This is a genomic window from Xanthomonas euroxanthea (assembly GCF_903989455.1).
In the GTDB taxonomy this organism is placed as follows: domain Bacteria; phylum Pseudomonadota; class Gammaproteobacteria; order Xanthomonadales; family Xanthomonadaceae; genus Xanthomonas; species Xanthomonas euroxanthea.
Genome location: NZ_LR861803.1, coordinates 2,693,676 through 2,709,403, shown reverse-complemented (window position 1 = coordinate 2,709,403; position 15,728 = coordinate 2,693,676). Strand labels below are relative to the sequence as shown.

Below are 15,728 nucleotides of genomic sequence, written 5' to 3'. Positions count from 1 at the left end.
TGACACTGTTCGTTTCATGCACAACTCGCTATACTGCGCGGCCACGCCGAAGTGGCGGAATCGGTAGACGCAGCGGACTCAAAATCCGCCGCCCTTAAAAGCGTGTGGGTTCGAGTCCCACCTTCGGCACCAATGACTTACGGCAGCTTCGGCTGCCGTAATCATTTCCGCAATCTGAGGGGGCATTTCCGCAATCCTCAGCGAGTGGGTGTCACTTTGGCCCCCGCGCACGTAGGCAAGGGTCCGCCGCTTCCCAAACCGCCGCGTACTGCTCATCTTCTATGTAGACGTCGCGGTTGGTCTCTCGGAATCCCTTGATACCGGCGCACGGATTGGGCAGGGCGGTGTAGCCCCGATCTCGCGCGAAGTTCCAGATGTGGGACAGCAGCGCCTTTTCGCGGCTCGCGCGCACGTGTGCCGTGCCGCCCTTGGTGCGCCAGGTCAGGTACTGGCGGACATGCACCGGCTTGATCGCCTCTATCGCTGCCGGTGGGTCGTCGAAGAATTCCCTTAGCTTCATCACCTCCTTGCGATTGTCGGCCAACGTCCGCGTCGCCTTGCGACTGGCCACCTGTGCCATGTACTGGTCGCAGACCCAGCCGAACATCACGCGCGCGGCCGGTGCTGCATGGGCCTGCCCCTGCAGCTCTGCCCAGCGCTGGATCGCGAGGCCCTAGTCATTGCCGAGCAATTCCTCACGCCGCCCCGTGCCGCCACGGGTGCCGTGGTCGTAAAAATAGTATGTCTTCGCGCCGCGCTTGCGCTGGCGGAAATTGGGGATGGCTCCCTGATTGATCGGTCGCCGTCCCTGCAACGTTGACGGCACGCGCCGGCGGCACCCTGTTCTATGGGAGGTTCTGATGGCCTATGCAATCTTCGAGGCTGGCCCTAATCGCGTTGTCATATCTGAGACCTGGAAGAACTTGGCGCTGGCGTCGAAGCAGACGATCACGCCCACCGGCAGCGGCGTGCTCAAAACCTGGAGCTTGACTGTCGCCGGCACCAATCCTGCCCTCGCGTTTCTGGGGGAGAGCAACGCCGTGCTCGCCACGCTCACACAGAGCGGAAGCAGTTTCACGTTTACCGGCTTCACCACCAGCGGCAGCTTTACCGCTTACGTCTTCGACGAGCCGAACTTCGGACGCCGGGACTACTTGGTGATCACCAATCCCGATACGGATCAGGTGCACTTCGACGCCACGTTGAAGTACATGAAGGTGCGGGCGTTGCTGCAGGGCAATGCCAACCAAGGCGGATCGATCACGCTGCCCGAAGGTCGCACCTATGCCGCGCTGGCTGGGTCCACCGGCAACATCATGCTTGCCATCGGTGGCCTGATCGGCGGCGGTCCGCAGTGGCAGGTGCAGGTCCTTTGGCGCAAGGGCGTGGTCAACATCAACGGCAACGTCGCATCCATCTCTGCCATCGATACCGCACAGGATCTGCGCACCGGCACCGACCGAAATCCGCAACCGCCCCCTGGCAATTACGGCCAGGCCTGGGTGCGCGCTCCCATCCTCGACGTTACAGGCTACTGACATGCTCATCAGCGAAAATCCAACCTTCGGCACGCAGACCAAGATCGTGTCGCCGCGCATCGAGATCCGATGGAACCCGGCACCAACGATGGTCCGGTCGAATTTCACCTCGAGCAAATGACCACCAAGCCGCACCCCGATGGCTGGACGCAGACGCTGGAGCGCTTCTTCCTGCGCGTGCTCACGGTGCAGATCAGCGACTTGGTCGGCCGCAGCTACGAGATCACCGCACCGGCGACGACCGAAGTCGACCCAGCCACGGGGGCAGGCCATCAAGGTGCCAGGCGAAACGGTCTCCGAGCCTGGCGTACACCTGCTGCTGGGCATCAAAGCGGCCACGCTTGCTGCATATCTGTCCAACGTGGTTACGTCAGATACGGGTGCCGATCCAGTGGCGACGCGCATTGCCATAACCTGGAACCCGATCAGCGACGGCGGCGAAGCGAACTTTGCGGTCAGCGACCGCGGCAAGGATGTGGGCTTGATGTCGGCCAGCATCGCGCAACTTGTAAGCGGCAGTTACACGTTGCAGGCACCTGCTGGCGAGGCTGGCCAAGATATGCCAGGCTGGCAGCTGATGGCGTTGGTCAAGGCTGCTACCGATGCGGCGATCGCGCAGGTTGACGCAGGTTGACGCAGGTTGGCGCAGGTTGGCGCCAGCATAGAGCGTCAGGGTGCCGACAGGCTAGCTGAAGATGCGATCGTGGTAGTTAATTCGGAAATGTTTACGCCGCAGCGCGGCGTTTGCTGATACCGCCACCGGGATCCATCTGACATCAGCGATGTTCGGGACTAGTAATCAATGCCGCTCATGTCGGCCTGACATTGCTCCCGGCGATGCTCAAACGAAAGCCCCCTAGACGCAGAACCTCTAGGGGGCTTCTTTTTCTACAGTACTAACAGAGTAGTGATCGCGAACCAATTTTTCAGAGGAAGATATAACCCAAGATTCCGTCGTTCACGGCCATAGCTCGGCCTTCACAATTCGATGAGAGGGTATCGAAGTGGTCGAACTCCGCTTGGACGTAACAGCGGTACAGCGGGACAGTTCCCGGCAATTGAATTGCACTCACATACCCAAGGAAGGAGCCTAGTGAATTGGGGTTCCCAGTGCCATCCGTCCGTTGTCTATAACCCTCGCAGCCAGCGTCAGTGCTGGTGAAATCCTTATTGACCCACTTCGTATCTCGGCTCGCCATCCAGCAAAGGAAGAGTCCTTTGGAGTTTTCAAAGTAGGTGCTTGATACAAAACCAAGCGAGCCTTCCACCATCCATCCCTTTTTACCCCAATCCTTTGGAAGGTTAAAATAGGAAAAATGATCCTTATTTGAATTATTGTATAGCCGTTTGATTTCAGCTAATTGAACGCCAACTGGAACCGCCATTGAGGCGGCATCCGTTCCGATTGCGCTTTGAGGGACTCGATCGATCGCAATAACTTCCTGGCCGTAGGCTGATGCCAAAAGCGACATGCCAAGAAAGATAGATGCAATCTTAACCAACGTCTTCATCCTTTGAAACTCCATGTAAGTTAACCAGCGGCTGAATGCCGCTTTGCAATCTTAACAGACGCTTAGGGGCCCGCACCATCAAAGAACGAGGAAGGAGGCAGCAACTTCAACTACGCCCCGTTTGAGTAGTTCTATGCAGTGCGCGAAACCCTTTGCTATATGAGGCCTTGCAGCAGCGAGGCCTGCTCAAGTCGATCTGCTTGTACAACCTGGATGCGTGGCCAGCTGCTGCAATGGCTGCAACGCTCGGCGGCGTACCCTCGCTGAGCGTGAACAGGTAAGGCCCGAGCGGTTCATTCCCCCCTCATCACCTGCAGCGCTTTCTCCGCGTCAGGTAGAAGCGGGACATAGTGCGCTCGGGGTTTGTTTCGTCGCCCTTTGCCGTCGAGGATCCGCACCGTCCTCGTGTCCAGGTCCGAGCCGTCCACCTCCATCCGCGACAGCTGGGCGATGCGCTGTCCTCCCGTTAGCAGGTGGAACTGGAGCAGTGCGCCGGCAGCGCCTGGGAGTCGGGCGATACGCTTCCAGTAGGCGCGAAGCTCGGCCACCGATAGGGGGCGCGGTCTTTGGCAGCGCTGCTGCCCTCGATCGTGGCCAGGTCGCGGGCCGGGTTCGCGGACACAGCCAGGGCGCGCATCGAGGCCGGCGCGCGCGCGCCCTGCCGAGCACGAATCGCTGCAGCATACGCAGCGCACAGGTGCGACCGGATCTTGCCCGCCGCCCTCAGCTTTCCTGACGCGGCAATACGCGCCAGGACGGGCAGCAGGTCGTCACGCGTCACGTCGCCGGCCGGCATTTCCCATAGCAGCGGCCATGGGCCTTTCACGTGCAAGGCGATCGAGTTCTCGGCCTCCCTTGCGCTGATCTTGCCGGTGTCCTTCAACGACTACACGTATGCATCCAGCAGCCCCCCCAGCGTGGCTGCCGATTTGGCCGCCTGCGCTGCTGCTGCCGCCCCACGCTGGCGCTCTGTCTCGCGTTGTTCAGCGTCCAGGACCGCCCGAAGATCCCGATCACCAACCTGGTAGCGTTTCGACAGCTCCGACGCTCGTGTGCGCGCCTCAGTCAGGTGACGGGGCGCCGCTCCATGATCCCCTCGATCGGCTAGAAATCATTCCGCAACCACGGCGCACCCCTTGTCGCGTAAGGCATGCAGAGCATTGAATTGCTGGTCATTGCGGAACGCTAAATCGGCCAAAGTGCTTGTCGCGTCTACTTCTTGGGTCGGACTCAAAATCCGCCGCCCTTAAAAGCGTGTGGGTTCGAGTCCCACCTTCGGCACCAGGATGCAGCGGTACAAGCAGAGCCCTTCTGGCGACAGTCAGAGGGGCTTTTCTTTTTGGCGCTCGACAGCCGTGCCGGAGCAGGCTGGTGATTGCATCGCCACGCTTGCGCAGTGCCGTCAGGCGTGGAGCGAGCGGGTGTCGATGGTGTGCGCCAGGCGGCGCAGCGTCGTGCCGTGCTTGCATGGCAGCGTGTTTGCTGGCCCGCATCGCTGCCGCGTAGTTGCTGAAGAATGCAGTCGAGATGAGACAGCCCTGCCACCTTGCGCCTGCAGGCACGCAACCATCACGCGCGGTGCGTACCTTGGATAGCTCTTTCAAGCAGGTGGCTTCCATGGATTTTGATTCTTCGCAGCAGCTGCGCATTTTGCGCGACATCCACGACACCAAGCCGGTGACCGACGAAGAGGCCAACTGGGCGGTGCGCGCCGGCTATGCGACACAGGCCGAAGACGGCGATATCGATCTCACCCACGAAGGCCGCAAGGCGCTGGATGTTGGCCAGACCTGATCTGGCATTGTGCGGACGTTGGTCGATGCGCAGGCCGGTTGGTGCGTCATCGAGTGCACACGTTCCACAGTCGATCGGCGGTGCGTGCGTGTGGATGCAGCGACACCGCCCCGCGCCCGTAGTCGATGGGCTCGTTGAACTGGCAGCTCAACAATGTGTAGTCGCGTCGCTACCGATCGCGTGCGGTGAAGCAGGGGGCTGCTGAGCAGTATCAGGCAAAAAAAAGCCCCGGCAATGCCGAGGCTTTCTGATGATTGGCGTCCCCACGGGGATTCGAACCCCGGTGTCCACCGTGAAAGGGTGGTGTCCTAGGCCTCTAGACGATGGGGACGCGTATCAAAACCTGGTTGTAGATTCCAGACGGCCTATGTCGGGAATATTGGTGGAGCCAGGCGGGATCGAACCGCCGACCTCCTGCATGCCATGCAGGCGCTCTCCCAGCTGAGCTATGGCCCCACGATGCTGCGAGCCGGCAATCATAGCGACATCGATGACGCTTGGGAAGTGGTGCGTGCAAAAAAAGATGTGCTGAGCGATTTGCCGGTGGCAGGGTCAGCACGGCGCGTGCAGGCGCAAGTATGCGATGCGTTCCAGCATCGCCGATTGATCGAGCTGGATGTCGCTGTGCGGGGATTGTCTGATCGGGCAGAGCACAACGATGCAGTGGCCGTGGTTATCCGCAGGCTCGGCATGTGCGACAGTTCTTGCGCAAGTGATCGACCCGCGTTGCAAGGGGTGCACGTTCGCGGTCATCGGCATGCGTGTAGTTGCGCTGCAGCCGACGGCGGATCAGCAAAGGGGCCGCTTGCACTGCGGCAACACGCTGCCGCTGCATCTTCGATATCCGCATGACGACATGCCGCACCAGGTGGGCCGCGTGCAGATCCACGACACACGAGCGATGCCGAAAAGCATGCAAAAAAAAGCCCCGGCGATGCCGAGGCTTTCTGATGATTGGCGTCCCCACGGGGATTCGAACCCCGGTGTCCACCGTGAAAGGGTGGTGTCCTAGGCCTCTAGACGATGGGGACGCATATCAAAACCTGAGTTTGTCTACCTGGCGGCCTAAGCCAGGATTGGTGGAGCCAGGCGGGATCGAACCGCCGACCTCCTGCATGCCATGCAGGCGCTCTCCCAGCTGAGCTATGGCCCCACGAAACTGAGAACGAAATGATAGCGGCCTGTTAATGTTCGCGCAAGTGCTTTTTCATCTCGAATGAGACGCAACGTGCGCGGTGGCACCCGACGCGTCTGCAACTCAGTTGACGCCGTGCAGATCGCGCAGCTGCGTCTGCCGCGCACCAAAGTAGGCGGCCAGATCGGCAATGTCCTGATCGCTCAGCGCGGTGGCCTGTGCGGTCATCAGCGGGTGCTGGCGATCGCCGCTGCGGTAGGCCTGCAAGGCGTGCGCAAGGTAGTCGCCGTACTGGCCGCCGAGCTTGGGATAGCTGGGGTCGATGGGAGCATTGCCGTCGGCGCCATGGCAATCGATGCAGCTCTGGCCGGTGGCCTTGCCCTTCGCATGCGCCAGCTTGTCGCCGGCCTCGGCGCGCCCGGTCGGCAGCCCGGCGGACGAACCGGAGCCATGTTCGCCGCTGGCGTGGCCGGCATCGCCGGCGGAATGATCGGTGGACTCCACCTGGGATTGGGAGCAGGCCGCCACCATCAGGGCAGCGACCAGGACGATGGCTAGACGCGGAGCGTGCAGGGCGTTCGGCATGTGGGCGCTTATTTGAGGGTGGACAGGTAGGCGGAGATATCGGCGATGTCCTGCTCGGAAAAGCTCTGCGCCTGCGCTTGCATGGTGGGATGCTTGCGTTTGCCCTGGCGGTACTCGGTCAGCGCCTGGGTCAGATACTGACTGGACTGGCCGCCGATCTTGGGCACGCGATAACTCGGATAGGCGTTCTTGTACCCGGTGACGCCGTGGCACCCCTGACAGGTATAGGCCAGCAAGCGGCCGTTGGACGGGTTGCCGGTGGGCGCTGCGGGGGTGGCCGCCGCCGCAGTGGGCGCAGGCGTGGCGGGTGCGGCTGGCGGGACTGATGGTGTCGCTGATGCGCCCCCAAACGGCAGGAAGACGACCAGAGCGAGACAAGCGGCGAGCGGCTGCGGGCGCATGGTTTCGTATCCGGAAGACTGATTGAACGTCCGCACGTGGGGGCATGACGGAACCGGTCCGAGTATGCCTGCGATTTGGCCCCGCGCAAACGGGGTGAATAGGCGAACTTGAACAGACCATGACCTTTGGCGCATTGGCGACATCATCGTTCTGGTGGTCTACTTGCCTACAACACCTGTTCACGCATCCACTAGGACACGACGATGTCGCCACGCTCTTTCTTGCCCGGCCGCAGCGGAACCTGCGCCGCCGCATTGTTGATCACCACGAGCCTGTTGCTGGGCGGTTGCAAGGCCGGAGATGGCGCGGCCAAGGCGGCCGAGGAAAAAAAGAGCGTCGACGCGGTGCCGGTGGAAATTGCCAAGGCCGCACGCCGTGCGGTGGCGGCCAGCTATACCGGCACCGCCGCACTGGAGCCGCGCGCCGAAGCACAGGTGGTGGCAAAGACCTCCGGCGTGGCGCTGGCGGTGATGGTGGAAGAGGGGCAGAAGGTGTCCGCGGGCCAGGCGCTGGTCCGCCTGGATCCGGACCGCGCGCATCTGGCGGTGGCGCAAAGCGAGGCGCAGCTGCGCAAGCTCGAGAACAGCTACCGCCGCGCCACCCAGTTGGTGGGGCAGCAACTGGTCAGTGCCGCCGATGTCGACCAGCTCAAGTTCGATGTCGAAAACAGCCGCGCGCAGCACCGCCTGGCATCGCTGGAACTGTCCTACACCACGGTGCAGGCGCCGATTTCCGGGGTGATCGCCTCGCGCTCGATCAAGACCGGCAACTTCGTGCAGATCAATACGCCGATCTTCCGCATCGTCGACGACTCGCAGCTGGAGGCCACGCTCAACGTGCCCGAGCGCGAACTGGCCACGCTCAAATCCGGCCAGCCGGTGACCTTGCTGGCCGATGCCTTGCCCGGCCAGCAGTTCATCGGCAAGGTCGATCGCATTGCGCCGGTGGTGGATTCGGGCAGCGGCACCTTCCGGGTGATCTGTGCGTTTGGCCAGGGCGCCGAAGCGCTGCAGCCGGGCATGTTCGGGCGCATCCGCATCGACTACGACCAGCGCAAGGATGCTTTGGTGATTCCGCGCCTGGCATTGCTGGACGATGGCGAGCCGGCGGTATTCGTGGTGCGCAACGGCAAGGCCAGCCGGGTGCCGGTGAAACTCGGCTATGCCGAAGGCCCATGGCTGGAAGTGCGGCAAGGCCTGAAGGAAGGCGACCAGGTGGTGACCGCCGGCAAGGTGGCGCTGCGCGATGGCACTGCGGTCCAGGTGATCGGCCAGCCCGATCGCAAGCCGGTTGCGGCTGCGGCGCCGGCAACCGGCAGCGACGGGAAGCGCTCATGAGCGATCACGGCAACCCGCACGGACCCGTGCACGACCCGCATGCGTCCTTGTCCGGCGGTGGCGGTCTGGTGGCCTTCGCCACGCGGCGGCGGGTGACCATCGCGATGATCACCGTGACCATGCTGCTGTTCGGCCTGATCGCCTTGCGCAGCCTCAAGGTCAATCTGCTGCCGGATCTGAGCTATCCCACGCTGACCGTGCGCACCGAATACACCGGCGCGGCGCCGGCGGAAATCGAAACGCTGGTGACCGAACCGGTGGAAGAAGCGGTCGGCGTGGTCAAGAACCTGCGCAAGCTCAAGTCGATCTCGCGCACCGGGCAGAGCGATGTGGTGCTGGAATTCGCCTGGGGCACCAACATGGACCAGGCCAGCCTGGAGGTGCGCGACAAGATGGAAGCCTTGTCGCTGCCGCTGGAAACCAAGCCGCCGGTGTTGCTGCGCTTCAATCCATCGACCGAGCCGATCATGCGGCTGGCGTTGTCGCCGAAGCAGGCACCGTCCTCCGACAGCGATGCGATCCGCCAGCTCACCGGCTTGCGTCGCTATGCCGACGAGGATCTGAAAAAGAAGCTCGAACCGGTGGCCGGCGTGGCCGCGGTCAAGGTCGGCGGCGGGCTGGAGGACGAGATTCAGGTCGATATCGATCAGCAGAAGCTGGCCCAGCTCAACCTGCCGATCGACAACGTGATCACCCGGCTCAAGGAGGAGAACGTCAACATCTCCGGCGGCCGGCTGGAAGAAGGCTCGCAGCGGTATCTGGTGCGCACGGTCAACCAGTTCGTGGATCTGGACGAGATCCGCAACATGCTGGTGACCACGCAGAGCAGCAGCGGCAGCGCCGCGGAAGCGGCGATGCAGCAGATGTATGCGATCGCCGCGTCCACCGGCTCGCAGGCGGCGCTGGCGGCGGCGGCCGAGGTGCAGAGCACGTCCTCGTCGTCGACCAGCAGCATTGCCGGCGGCATGCCGGTGCGATTGAAGGATGTGGCCGAGGTGCGCCAGGGCTACAAGGAGCGCGAGGCGATCATCCGCCTGGGCGGCAAGGAAGCGGTGGAGCTGGCGATCTACAAGGAAGGCGACGCCAACACCGTGTCCACCGCCGCAGCGCTGCGCAAGCGGCTGGAGCAGTTGAAGGCGACCGTGCCCGGCGATGTCGAAATCACCACCATCGAGGACCAGTCGCACTTCATCGAGCACGCGATCAGCGACGTCAAGAAGGATGCGGTGATCGGCGGCGTGCTGGCGATCCTGATCATCTTCCTGTTCCTGCGCGATGGCTGGAGCACCTTCGTGATCAGCCTGTCGCTGCCGGTGTCGATCATCACCACGTTCTTCTTCATGGGCCAGCTGGGCCTGAGCCTCAACGTGATGTCGCTGGGCGGTCTGGCGCTGGCCACCGGCCTGGTGGTGGACGATTCGATCGTGGTGCTGGAAAGCATCGCCAAGGCGCGCGAGCGCGGCCTGAGCGTGCTGGATGCCGCAATTGCCGGCACCCGTGAAGTGAGCATGGCGGTGATGGCGTCCACGCTGACCACGATCGCGGTGTTCCTGCCGCTGGTGTTCGTCGAAGGCATCGCCGGGCAGCTGTTCCGCGACCAGGCGATGACCGTGGCGATCGCGATCGCGATCTCGCTGGTGGTGTCGATGACGCTGATCCCGATGCTGAGTTCGCTCAAGGGCGCGCCACCGATGGCGTTCCCGGACGAGCCGAGCCACCCGCAGTGGCAGCCGCAGCAGCGCTGGCTCAAGCCGGTGGCCGCCGGCCGGCGCGGAGCCGGGGCGAGCGTGCGCTATGCGTTCTTCGCTGTGGCGTGGGCGGTGGTCCGGCTGTGGCGCGGCATCGCGCGGGTGGTGTCGCCGGTGATGCGCAAGGCCAGCGATCTGGCGATGGCGCCGTATGGCCGCGCCGAGCGTGGCTATCTGGCGATGCTGCCGGCGGCGTTACGGCGGCCCGGGTTGGTGCTGGGACTGGCGGCTGCCGCGTTTGTCGGCACCGTGTTGCTGGTGCCGATGCTGGGGGCGGACCTGATTCCGCAGCTGGCGCAGGACCGCTTCGAAATGACCGTGAAGCTGCCTTCCGGTACGCCGTTGGCGCAGACCGACGCGCTGGTGCGCGAGTTGCAGCTGGCGCACGACAAGGACCCGGGCATCGCCTCGTTGTATGGCGTCAGCGGCAGCGGCACGCGGCTGGACGCCAATCCCACCGAAAGCGGCGAGAACATCGGCAAGCTCACCGTGGTGATGGCCGGTGGCGGCAGCCCGGCAGTGGAAGCGGCGGCCACCACGCGGCTGCGCAACAGCATGGCCGGGCACCCGGGGGCGCAGGTGGATTTTGCACGGCCGGCGTTGTTCAGTTTCTCCACGCCGCTGGAAGTGGAGCTGCGTGGGCAGGACCTGGGCGAGCTGGAACGTGCCGGGCAGAAGCTGGCGGCGATGCTGCGGGCCAATGGCCACTATGCCGACGTCAAGTCGACGGTGGAGGAGGGCTTCCCGGAAATCCAGATCCGTTTCGACCAGGAGCGCGCCGGTGCGCTGGGCTTGACCACGCGCCAGATCGCCGATGTCATCGTCAAGAAGGTGCGCGGGGACGTGGCCACGCGTTACAGCTTTCGCGATCGCAAGATCGACGTGCTGGTGCGCGCGCAGCACAGCGACCGCGCCAGCGTGGACGCGATCCGGCAGCTGATCGTCAACCCCGGCAGTAGCCGGCCGGTGCGTCTGGCGGCGGTGGCCGAGGTGGTGGCGACGACCGGGCCGAGCGAGATCCATCGCGCCGACCAGACCCGCGTGGCGATCGTCTCGGCCAGCCTGCATGACATGGATCTGGGCGGTGCGGTGCGTGAGGTCGAGTCGATGGTGCGCAACGATCCGCTGGCCGCTGGCGTGGGCATGCATATCGGCGGGCAGGGCGAGGAGCTGGCGCAATCGGTGAAGTCGCTGCTGTTCGCGTTCGGCCTGGCGATCTTCCTGGTCTACCTGGTGATGGCCTCGCAGTTCGAATCGCTGCTGCATCCGTTCGTCATCCTGTTCACCATCCCGCTGGCGATGGTCGGCGCGGTGCTGGCCTTGCTGATGACCGGCAAGCCGGTGTCGGTGGTGGTGTTCATCGGCTTGATCCTGCTGGTGGGGCTGGTGACCAAGAACGCGATCATCCTGATCGACAAGGTCAACCAGTTGCGCGAGGACGGCGTGCCCAAGCGCGAGGCCTTGATCGAAGGCGCGCGTTCGCGCTTGCGGCCGATCGTGATGACCACGCTGTGCACCTTGTTCGGTTTCCTGCCGCTGGCGGTGGCAATGGGTGAGGGTGCCGAGGTGCGCGCGCCGATGGCGATCACCGTGATCGGCGGGTTGCTGGTGTCCACGCTGCTGACCCTGCTGGTGATCCCGGTGGTGTACGACCTGCTGGATCGACGCGCCGATGCGTACTACCTGGAGCGTGGCCGACGCATGGCCGGGCAGCGTGCGCAGGCACCCGGGAACTCCGACGGGCTGGAGGCGCTATGAGCGTTGCCGCCTTCAGCATCCGTCGCCCGGTCACCACCATCATGTGCTTCGTCTCGCTGGTGGTGGTGGGGCTGATTGCCGCATTCCGGCTGCCACTGGAGGCGCTGCCGGACATTTCCGCACCGTTCCTGTTCGTGCAACTGCCGTACACCGGCTCCACCCCGGACGAGGTGGAACGCAACCTGGTGCGGCCGGCCGAAGAGGCGCTGGCGACGATGACCGGCATCAAGCGCATGCGCTCGACCGCCACCGCCGATGGCGCCAACATCTTCATCGAGTTCTCCGACTGGGATCGCGACATCGCCATCGCCGCGTCGGATGCGCGCGAGCGGCTGGATGCCATCCGTGACGATTTTCCGGAAGATCTGCAGCGCTTCCACATCTACAAATGGTCCAGCAGCGACGAGCCGGTGCTCAAGGTGCGCCTGGCCAGCCAGACCGACCTGACCGGCGCGTACGACATGCTCGACCGCGAATTCAAGCGGCGCATCGAACGGATTCCCGGCGTGGCCAAGGTGGAGATCTCCGGCGCCCCGCCGAACGAGGTGGAGATCGCGATCGCGCCAGACCGGCTCACTGCGCACGACCTCAGCCTCAATGAGTTGAGCGAGCGCCTTGGCAAGCTCAACTTCTCGGTTTCTGCCGGCCAGATCGATGACAACGGCCAGCGCATTCGGGTCCAGCCGATCGGCGAATTGCGCGACCTGCAGGAGCTGCGCGAGCTGGTGCTCAACGCAAAAGGGCTGCGTCTTGGCGATATTGCGCAGGTGCGGTTGAAGCCCACGCGGATGAATTACGGACGCCGCCTGGATGGACGGCCGGCGATCGGGCTGGATATCTACAAGGAGCGCAGCGCCAACCTGGTGGATGTGTCCAGGGCGGCGTTGAAGGAGGTCGAGGACATTCGCGCCGAACCTGCGATGCGCGATGTGCAGATCAAGGTGATCGACAACCAGGGCAAGGCGGTGACCTCGTCGCTGGCGGAGCTGGCAGAAGCCGGCGCGGTGGGCTTGCTGTTGTCGATCACGGTGCTGTTCTTCTTCCTGCGCCACTGGCCATCGACGCTGATGGTGACGCTGGCGATTCCGATCTGCTTTGCGATCACGCTGGGCTTCATGTATTTCGTCGGCGTCACGCTCAACATCCTGACCATGATGGGCCTGTTGCTGGCGGTCGGCATGCTGGTCGACAACGCGGTGGTGGTGGTGGAAAGCATCTACCAGGAGCGCGAGCGCATGCCCGGCCAGCCGCAGCTGGCGGCCTTGCTCGGCACGCGCAGTGTGGCGATCGCGCTCAGCGCCGGCACCTTGTGCCATTGCATCGTGTTCGTGCCGAACCTGTTCGGTGAGACCAACAACATCAGCATCTTCATGGCACAGATCGCGATCACCATTTCGGTGTCGCTGCTGGCTTCATGGTTGGTAGCCATCAGCCTGATTCCGATGTTGTCGGCGCGCATGAAGACACCGCCGATGGTGAGCTCCGAGCGCGGCGTGATCGCACGGCTGCAGCGCCGTTACGCCAGGGTGCTGGCGTGGACGCTGGCGCATCGCGGCTGGAGCGTGGCCGGCATCGTGCTGGTCAGTGCGATCAGCCTGGTGCCGATGAAGTTGACCAAGGTCGACATGTTCGGCGGCGACGGCGGCAACGAGGCCTTCATCCAGTACCAGTGGAAAGGCTCGTACACGCATGAGCAGATGGGCGAGGAGGTCGGGCGGGTCGAGCACTACCTGCAAGCCCATCGCGACAAGTACCACATCACCCAGATCTATTCGTGGTTCAGCGAGGCCGAAGGCAGCAGCACCACCGTGACCTTCGACGCGGGCAAGGTCAAGGACCTGCCACCGCTGCTGGAACAGATGCGCAAGGCATTGCCGCGCTCGGCGCGTGCGGACTACAGCATCGGCAACCAGGGCGATGGCGGCAGCGGCAATCAAGGGGTGCAGGTGCAGCTGGTCGGCGACTCGACCCAGGCCCTGCAGGCCTTGGCCGACGAGGTGATCCCATTGCTGGCGCAGCGCAAGGAATTGCGCGATGTGCACGTGGATACCGGCGATCGCACCAGTGAGTTGGCGATCCGGGTGGACCGCGAGCGTGCGGCGGCCTTCGGCTTCAGTGCCGAGCAGGTGGCAAGCTTCGTGGGCCTGGCCTTGCGTGGCACGCCATTGCGCGAGTTCCGCCGCGGCGACAACGAGGTGCCGGTGTGGGTGCGCTTTGCCGGCGCCGAACAGAGCAAGCCGGAAGACCTGGCCAGCTTCACGGTGCGCACCAAGGATGGCCGCAGCGTGCCGTTGCTCAGCCTGGTCGATGTGCAGATTCGCCCGGCCGCCACGCAGATCGGCCGTACCAATCGGCAGACCACGCTGACCATCAAGGCCAACCTGGCCAGCAAGGTCACCGTACCGGAAGCACGCGCGGCAATGGAAAAGCCGCTCAAGGCAATGAGCTTCCCGGCCGGTTACAGCTACACCTTCGACGGCGGCGATTACCAGGACGACGGCGAAGCGATGGGCCAGATGGTGTTCAACCTGGTGATCGCGCTGGTGATGATCTACGTGGTGATGGCGGCGGTGTTCGAGTCGCTGCTGTTTCCTGCGGCGATCATGAGCGGCGTGGTGTTTTCGATCTTCGGGGTGTTCTGGCTGTTCTGGATCACCGGCACTTCGTTCGGGATCATGTCCTTCATCGGCATCCTGGTGTTGATGGGCGTGGTGGTGAACAACGGCATCGTGATGATCGAGCACATCAACAACCTGCGCCGCCGCGGCATGGGCCGCACCCAGGCGCTGATCGAAGGCTCACGCGAGCGCCTGCGGCCGATCATGATGACGATGGGCACCGCCATCCTGGCGATGGTGCCGATCTCGCTGACCAGCACCACGATGTTCAGCGACGGCCCGCCGTACTTCCCGATGGCCCGCGCCATTGCCGGCGGGCTGGCATTTTCGACGGTGGTGAGCCTGCTGTTCCTGCCGACGATCTACGCGATTCTCGATGACATGAGCAATGGCGCAGCAGCGCTGGTACGACGTGCGCGCGGTGTGCCGAAGATGCCGCCGGCGAGCGTTGCGCTTGAGTCTTGAACCTCACACGCCGCCTGAGCCCCTCTCCTGTCGGGAGAGGGGGTGGGGTGAGGGTACGGGTGCCCCGGGCACTGCCAATCAAGCGGCTGTCAGTCGCTGGCTTCGGTGAGGGCGGCAGCGCGTCCGGGGACTGGCTCCTCGGCTCGGTCAGACATCCTGTCTGACTCGCCGCCGCGGCACATCCCTGTGCCGCTCTCCGCCAATCCCCGGCCACGCTGCCGCTTCGGCGAGTCGTTGCCATGACCTAGTCAAGGCAAGCGAATTGCCCGTCTTGTTGTCAGAGCCCGCGCGATTCTCGCTAACACCAGCAAGCAGAGCAGGGATCTGCTGGCGTGTCACGGTGCGCCGAACACGCCAGCGCCACGTAGCGCTTGAGTCTTGAACATCACGAGCCGCCTGGAGCTGCTATCCCGCCGGGGGAGAGGTGTACGAGTGCCCTGGGCACTGCCAATCAAGCGGCTGTCAGTCGCTGGCTTCGGTGAGGGCGGCAGCGCGTCCGCGGACTGGCTCCTCGGGCTCGGTCAGACATCCTGTCTGACTCGCCGCCGCGGCACATCCATGTGCCGCTCTCCGCCAATCCCCGGCCACGCTGTCGCTTCGGCGAGTCGTTTCCGCGACGTTGGGCGACGAAAAACGGCAGCCGGTTCAGTGCTCGATTTTGATGCGTGCCAATCTGCTCTCCGTTCCGCCAACGCAGGAACACTCGAGAGTGGTCCGCGGGCGTCGGGGCAGGACCTTACACGACATGGCGCGTGTAAGAGCCCCATGGATGGGTTCACGGCGTGTCCTGCCCCGGCGCCCGCGGGCCGCTCCCACGCATGGAATCAAGGCGCCAGC

General features: G+C 63.9%; 12 protein-coding genes and 6 tRNA genes. 9 read left to right on the top strand and 9 right to left on the bottom strand.

What is annotated here, in order from left to right:
• The first annotated feature begins 45 nt into the window (after nt 1-45).
• A tRNA-Leu gene (locus tag H7A86_RS11300) sits at nt 46-132 on the top strand.
• A 79-nt stretch (nt 133-211) separates the two neighbouring features.
• On the opposite strand, the gene H7A86_RS11295 is transcribed toward H7A86_RS11300, so the two are convergent.
• Nucleotides 212-607 carry a hypothetical protein gene (locus H7A86_RS11295; RefSeq protein ID WP_232099074.1) on the bottom strand — a complete coding sequence of 132 codons (396 nt, stop codon included), beginning with the start codon at nt 605-607 and terminating at the stop codon, nt 212-214.
• Nucleotides 608-860: 253 nt separating this feature from the next.
• Here H7A86_RS11295 and H7A86_RS11290 point away from each other — a divergent pair, with 253 nt between their 5' ends.
• Both H7A86_RS11290 and H7A86_RS21045 read left to right on the top strand, forming a co-directional pair.
• Nucleotides 861-1,538 carry a hypothetical protein gene (locus H7A86_RS11290; RefSeq protein WP_119131902.1) on the top strand — a complete coding sequence of 226 codons (678 nt, stop codon included), beginning with the start codon at nt 861-863 and terminating at the stop codon, nt 1,536-1,538.
• Between the two features lie 277 nt (nt 1,539-1,815).
• Nucleotides 1,816-2,172, top strand: coding sequence for a DUF4998 domain-containing protein (locus H7A86_RS21045; RefSeq protein ID WP_232099072.1), 357 nt, complete (start codon nt 1,816-1,818; stop codon nt 2,170-2,172).
• Nucleotides 2,173-2,464: 292 nt separating this feature from the next.
• On the opposite strand, the gene H7A86_RS11280 is transcribed toward H7A86_RS21045, so the two are convergent.
• Nucleotides 2,465-3,049, bottom strand: a complete 585-nt coding sequence (locus H7A86_RS11280) for a hypothetical protein (protein WP_147421331.1) — start codon at nt 3,047-3,049, stop codon at nt 2,465-2,467.
• 466 nt (nt 3,050-3,515) lie between these two features.
• Nucleotides 3,516-3,932: a hypothetical protein gene (locus H7A86_RS11275; RefSeq protein WP_119131903.1), complete on the bottom strand. Its 417-nt coding sequence runs from the start codon at nt 3,930-3,932 to the stop codon at nt 3,516-3,518.
• 310 nt (nt 3,933-4,242) lie between these two features.
• Here H7A86_RS11275 and H7A86_RS11270 point away from each other — a divergent pair.
• Both H7A86_RS11270 and H7A86_RS11265 read left to right on the top strand, forming a co-directional pair.
• Nucleotides 4,243-4,333: transfer RNA gene (locus tag H7A86_RS11270), tRNA-Leu, on the top strand.
• 333 nt (nt 4,334-4,666) lie between these two features.
• On the top strand, nt 4,667-4,843 hold the full coding sequence (locus tag H7A86_RS11265) for a hypothetical protein (protein ID WP_104582549.1): 177 nt from the start codon (nt 4,667-4,669) through the stop codon (nt 4,841-4,843).
• 255 nt (nt 4,844-5,098) lie between these two features.
• Here H7A86_RS11265 and H7A86_RS11260 read toward each other — a convergent pair.
• A tRNA-Glu gene (locus tag H7A86_RS11260) sits at nt 5,099-5,174 on the bottom strand.
• A 49-nt stretch (nt 5,175-5,223) separates the two neighbouring features.
• Nucleotides 5,224-5,299: transfer RNA gene (locus H7A86_RS11255), tRNA-Ala, on the bottom strand.
• On the opposite strand from H7A86_RS11255, the gene H7A86_RS21040 reads away from it, so the two are divergent.
• Nucleotides 5,267-5,695, top strand: a complete 429-nt coding sequence (locus tag H7A86_RS21040; RefSeq protein WP_119131904.1) for a hypothetical protein — start codon at nt 5,267-5,269, stop codon at nt 5,693-5,695. The genes H7A86_RS11255 and H7A86_RS21040 overlap by 33 nt on opposite strands.
• 103 nt (nt 5,696-5,798) lie before the next feature.
• Here the strand turns inward: H7A86_RS21040 and H7A86_RS11250 are convergent.
• From H7A86_RS11250 to H7A86_RS11235, 4 genes are all read right to left on the bottom strand, one after another.
• Nucleotides 5,799-5,874, bottom strand: a tRNA-Glu gene (locus H7A86_RS11250).
• Between the two features lie 46 nt (nt 5,875-5,920).
• Nucleotides 5,921-5,996, bottom strand: a tRNA-Ala gene (locus H7A86_RS11245).
• Between the two features lie 105 nt (nt 5,997-6,101).
• The gene (locus tag H7A86_RS11240; RefSeq protein WP_164739041.1) at nt 6,102-6,563 is read right to left on the bottom strand and encodes a c-type cytochrome; all 462 of its coding nucleotides are present in this window, start codon (nt 6,561-6,563) and stop codon (nt 6,102-6,104) included.
• A gap of 8 nt (nt 6,564-6,571) precedes the next feature.
• On the bottom strand, nt 6,572-6,964 hold the full coding sequence (locus H7A86_RS11235; protein ID WP_115676948.1) for a c-type cytochrome: 393 nt from the start codon (nt 6,962-6,964) through the stop codon (nt 6,572-6,574).
• Between the two features lie 204 nt (nt 6,965-7,168).
• Here H7A86_RS11235 and H7A86_RS11230 point away from each other — a divergent pair, with 204 nt between their 5' ends.
• The 3 genes from H7A86_RS11230 to H7A86_RS11220 are packed head-to-tail and all read left to right on the top strand — an operon-like array spanning nt 7,169 to nt 14,891.
• Nucleotides 7,169-8,302: an efflux RND transporter periplasmic adaptor subunit gene (locus H7A86_RS11230; RefSeq protein ID WP_164739042.1), complete on the top strand. Its 1,134-nt coding sequence runs from the start codon at nt 7,169-7,171 to the stop codon at nt 8,300-8,302.
• The gene (locus tag H7A86_RS11225) at nt 8,299-11,808 is read left to right on the top strand and encodes an efflux RND transporter permease subunit (protein ID WP_104582551.1); all 3,510 of its coding nucleotides are present in this window, start codon (nt 8,299-8,301) and stop codon (nt 11,806-11,808) included. Before H7A86_RS11230 ends, H7A86_RS11225 begins: the two co-directional genes overlap by 4 nt.
• Entirely contained in the window at nt 11,805-14,891 is a 3,087-nt protein-coding gene (locus tag H7A86_RS11220) for an efflux RND transporter permease subunit (RefSeq protein WP_119131905.1), read from the top strand. The genes H7A86_RS11225 and H7A86_RS11220 overlap by 4 nt, the downstream gene beginning before the upstream one ends.
• Nucleotides 14,892-15,728: the final 837 nt, after the last annotated feature.

Bases quoted from the DNA above. Each gene is read 5' to 3' on its own strand.
- H7A86_RS11295 (WP_232099074.1), bottom strand. From the start codon at position 607: ATGTTCGGCTGGGTCTGCGACCAGTACATGGCACAGGTGGCCAGTCGC.
- H7A86_RS11290 (WP_119131902.1), top strand. From the start codon at position 861: ATGGCCTATGCAATCTTCGAGGCTGGCCCTAATCGCGTTGTCATATCT.
- H7A86_RS11280 (WP_147421331.1), bottom strand. From the start codon at position 3,049: ATGAAGACGTTGGTTAAGATTGCATCTATCTTTCTTGGCATGTCGCTT.
- H7A86_RS11265 (WP_104582549.1), top strand. From the start codon at position 4,667: ATGGATTTTGATTCTTCGCAGCAGCTGCGCATTTTGCGCGACATCCAC.
- H7A86_RS21040 (WP_119131904.1), top strand. From the start codon at position 5,267: ATGCAGGCGCTCTCCCAGCTGAGCTATGGCCCCACGATGCTGCGAGCC.
- H7A86_RS11240 (WP_164739041.1), bottom strand. From the start codon at position 6,563: ATGCCGAACGCCCTGCACGCTCCGCGTCTAGCCATCGTCCTGGTCGCT.
- H7A86_RS11235 (WP_115676948.1), bottom strand. From the start codon at position 6,964: ATGCGCCCGCAGCCGCTCGCCGCTTGTCTCGCTCTGGTCGTCTTCCTG.
- H7A86_RS11230 (WP_164739042.1), top strand. From the start codon at position 7,169: ATGTCGCCACGCTCTTTCTTGCCCGGCCGCAGCGGAACCTGCGCCGCC.
- H7A86_RS11225 (WP_104582551.1), top strand. From the start codon at position 8,299: ATGAGCGATCACGGCAACCCGCACGGACCCGTGCACGACCCGCATGCG.
- H7A86_RS11220 (WP_119131905.1), top strand. From the start codon at position 11,805: ATGAGCGTTGCCGCCTTCAGCATCCGTCGCCCGGTCACCACCATCATG.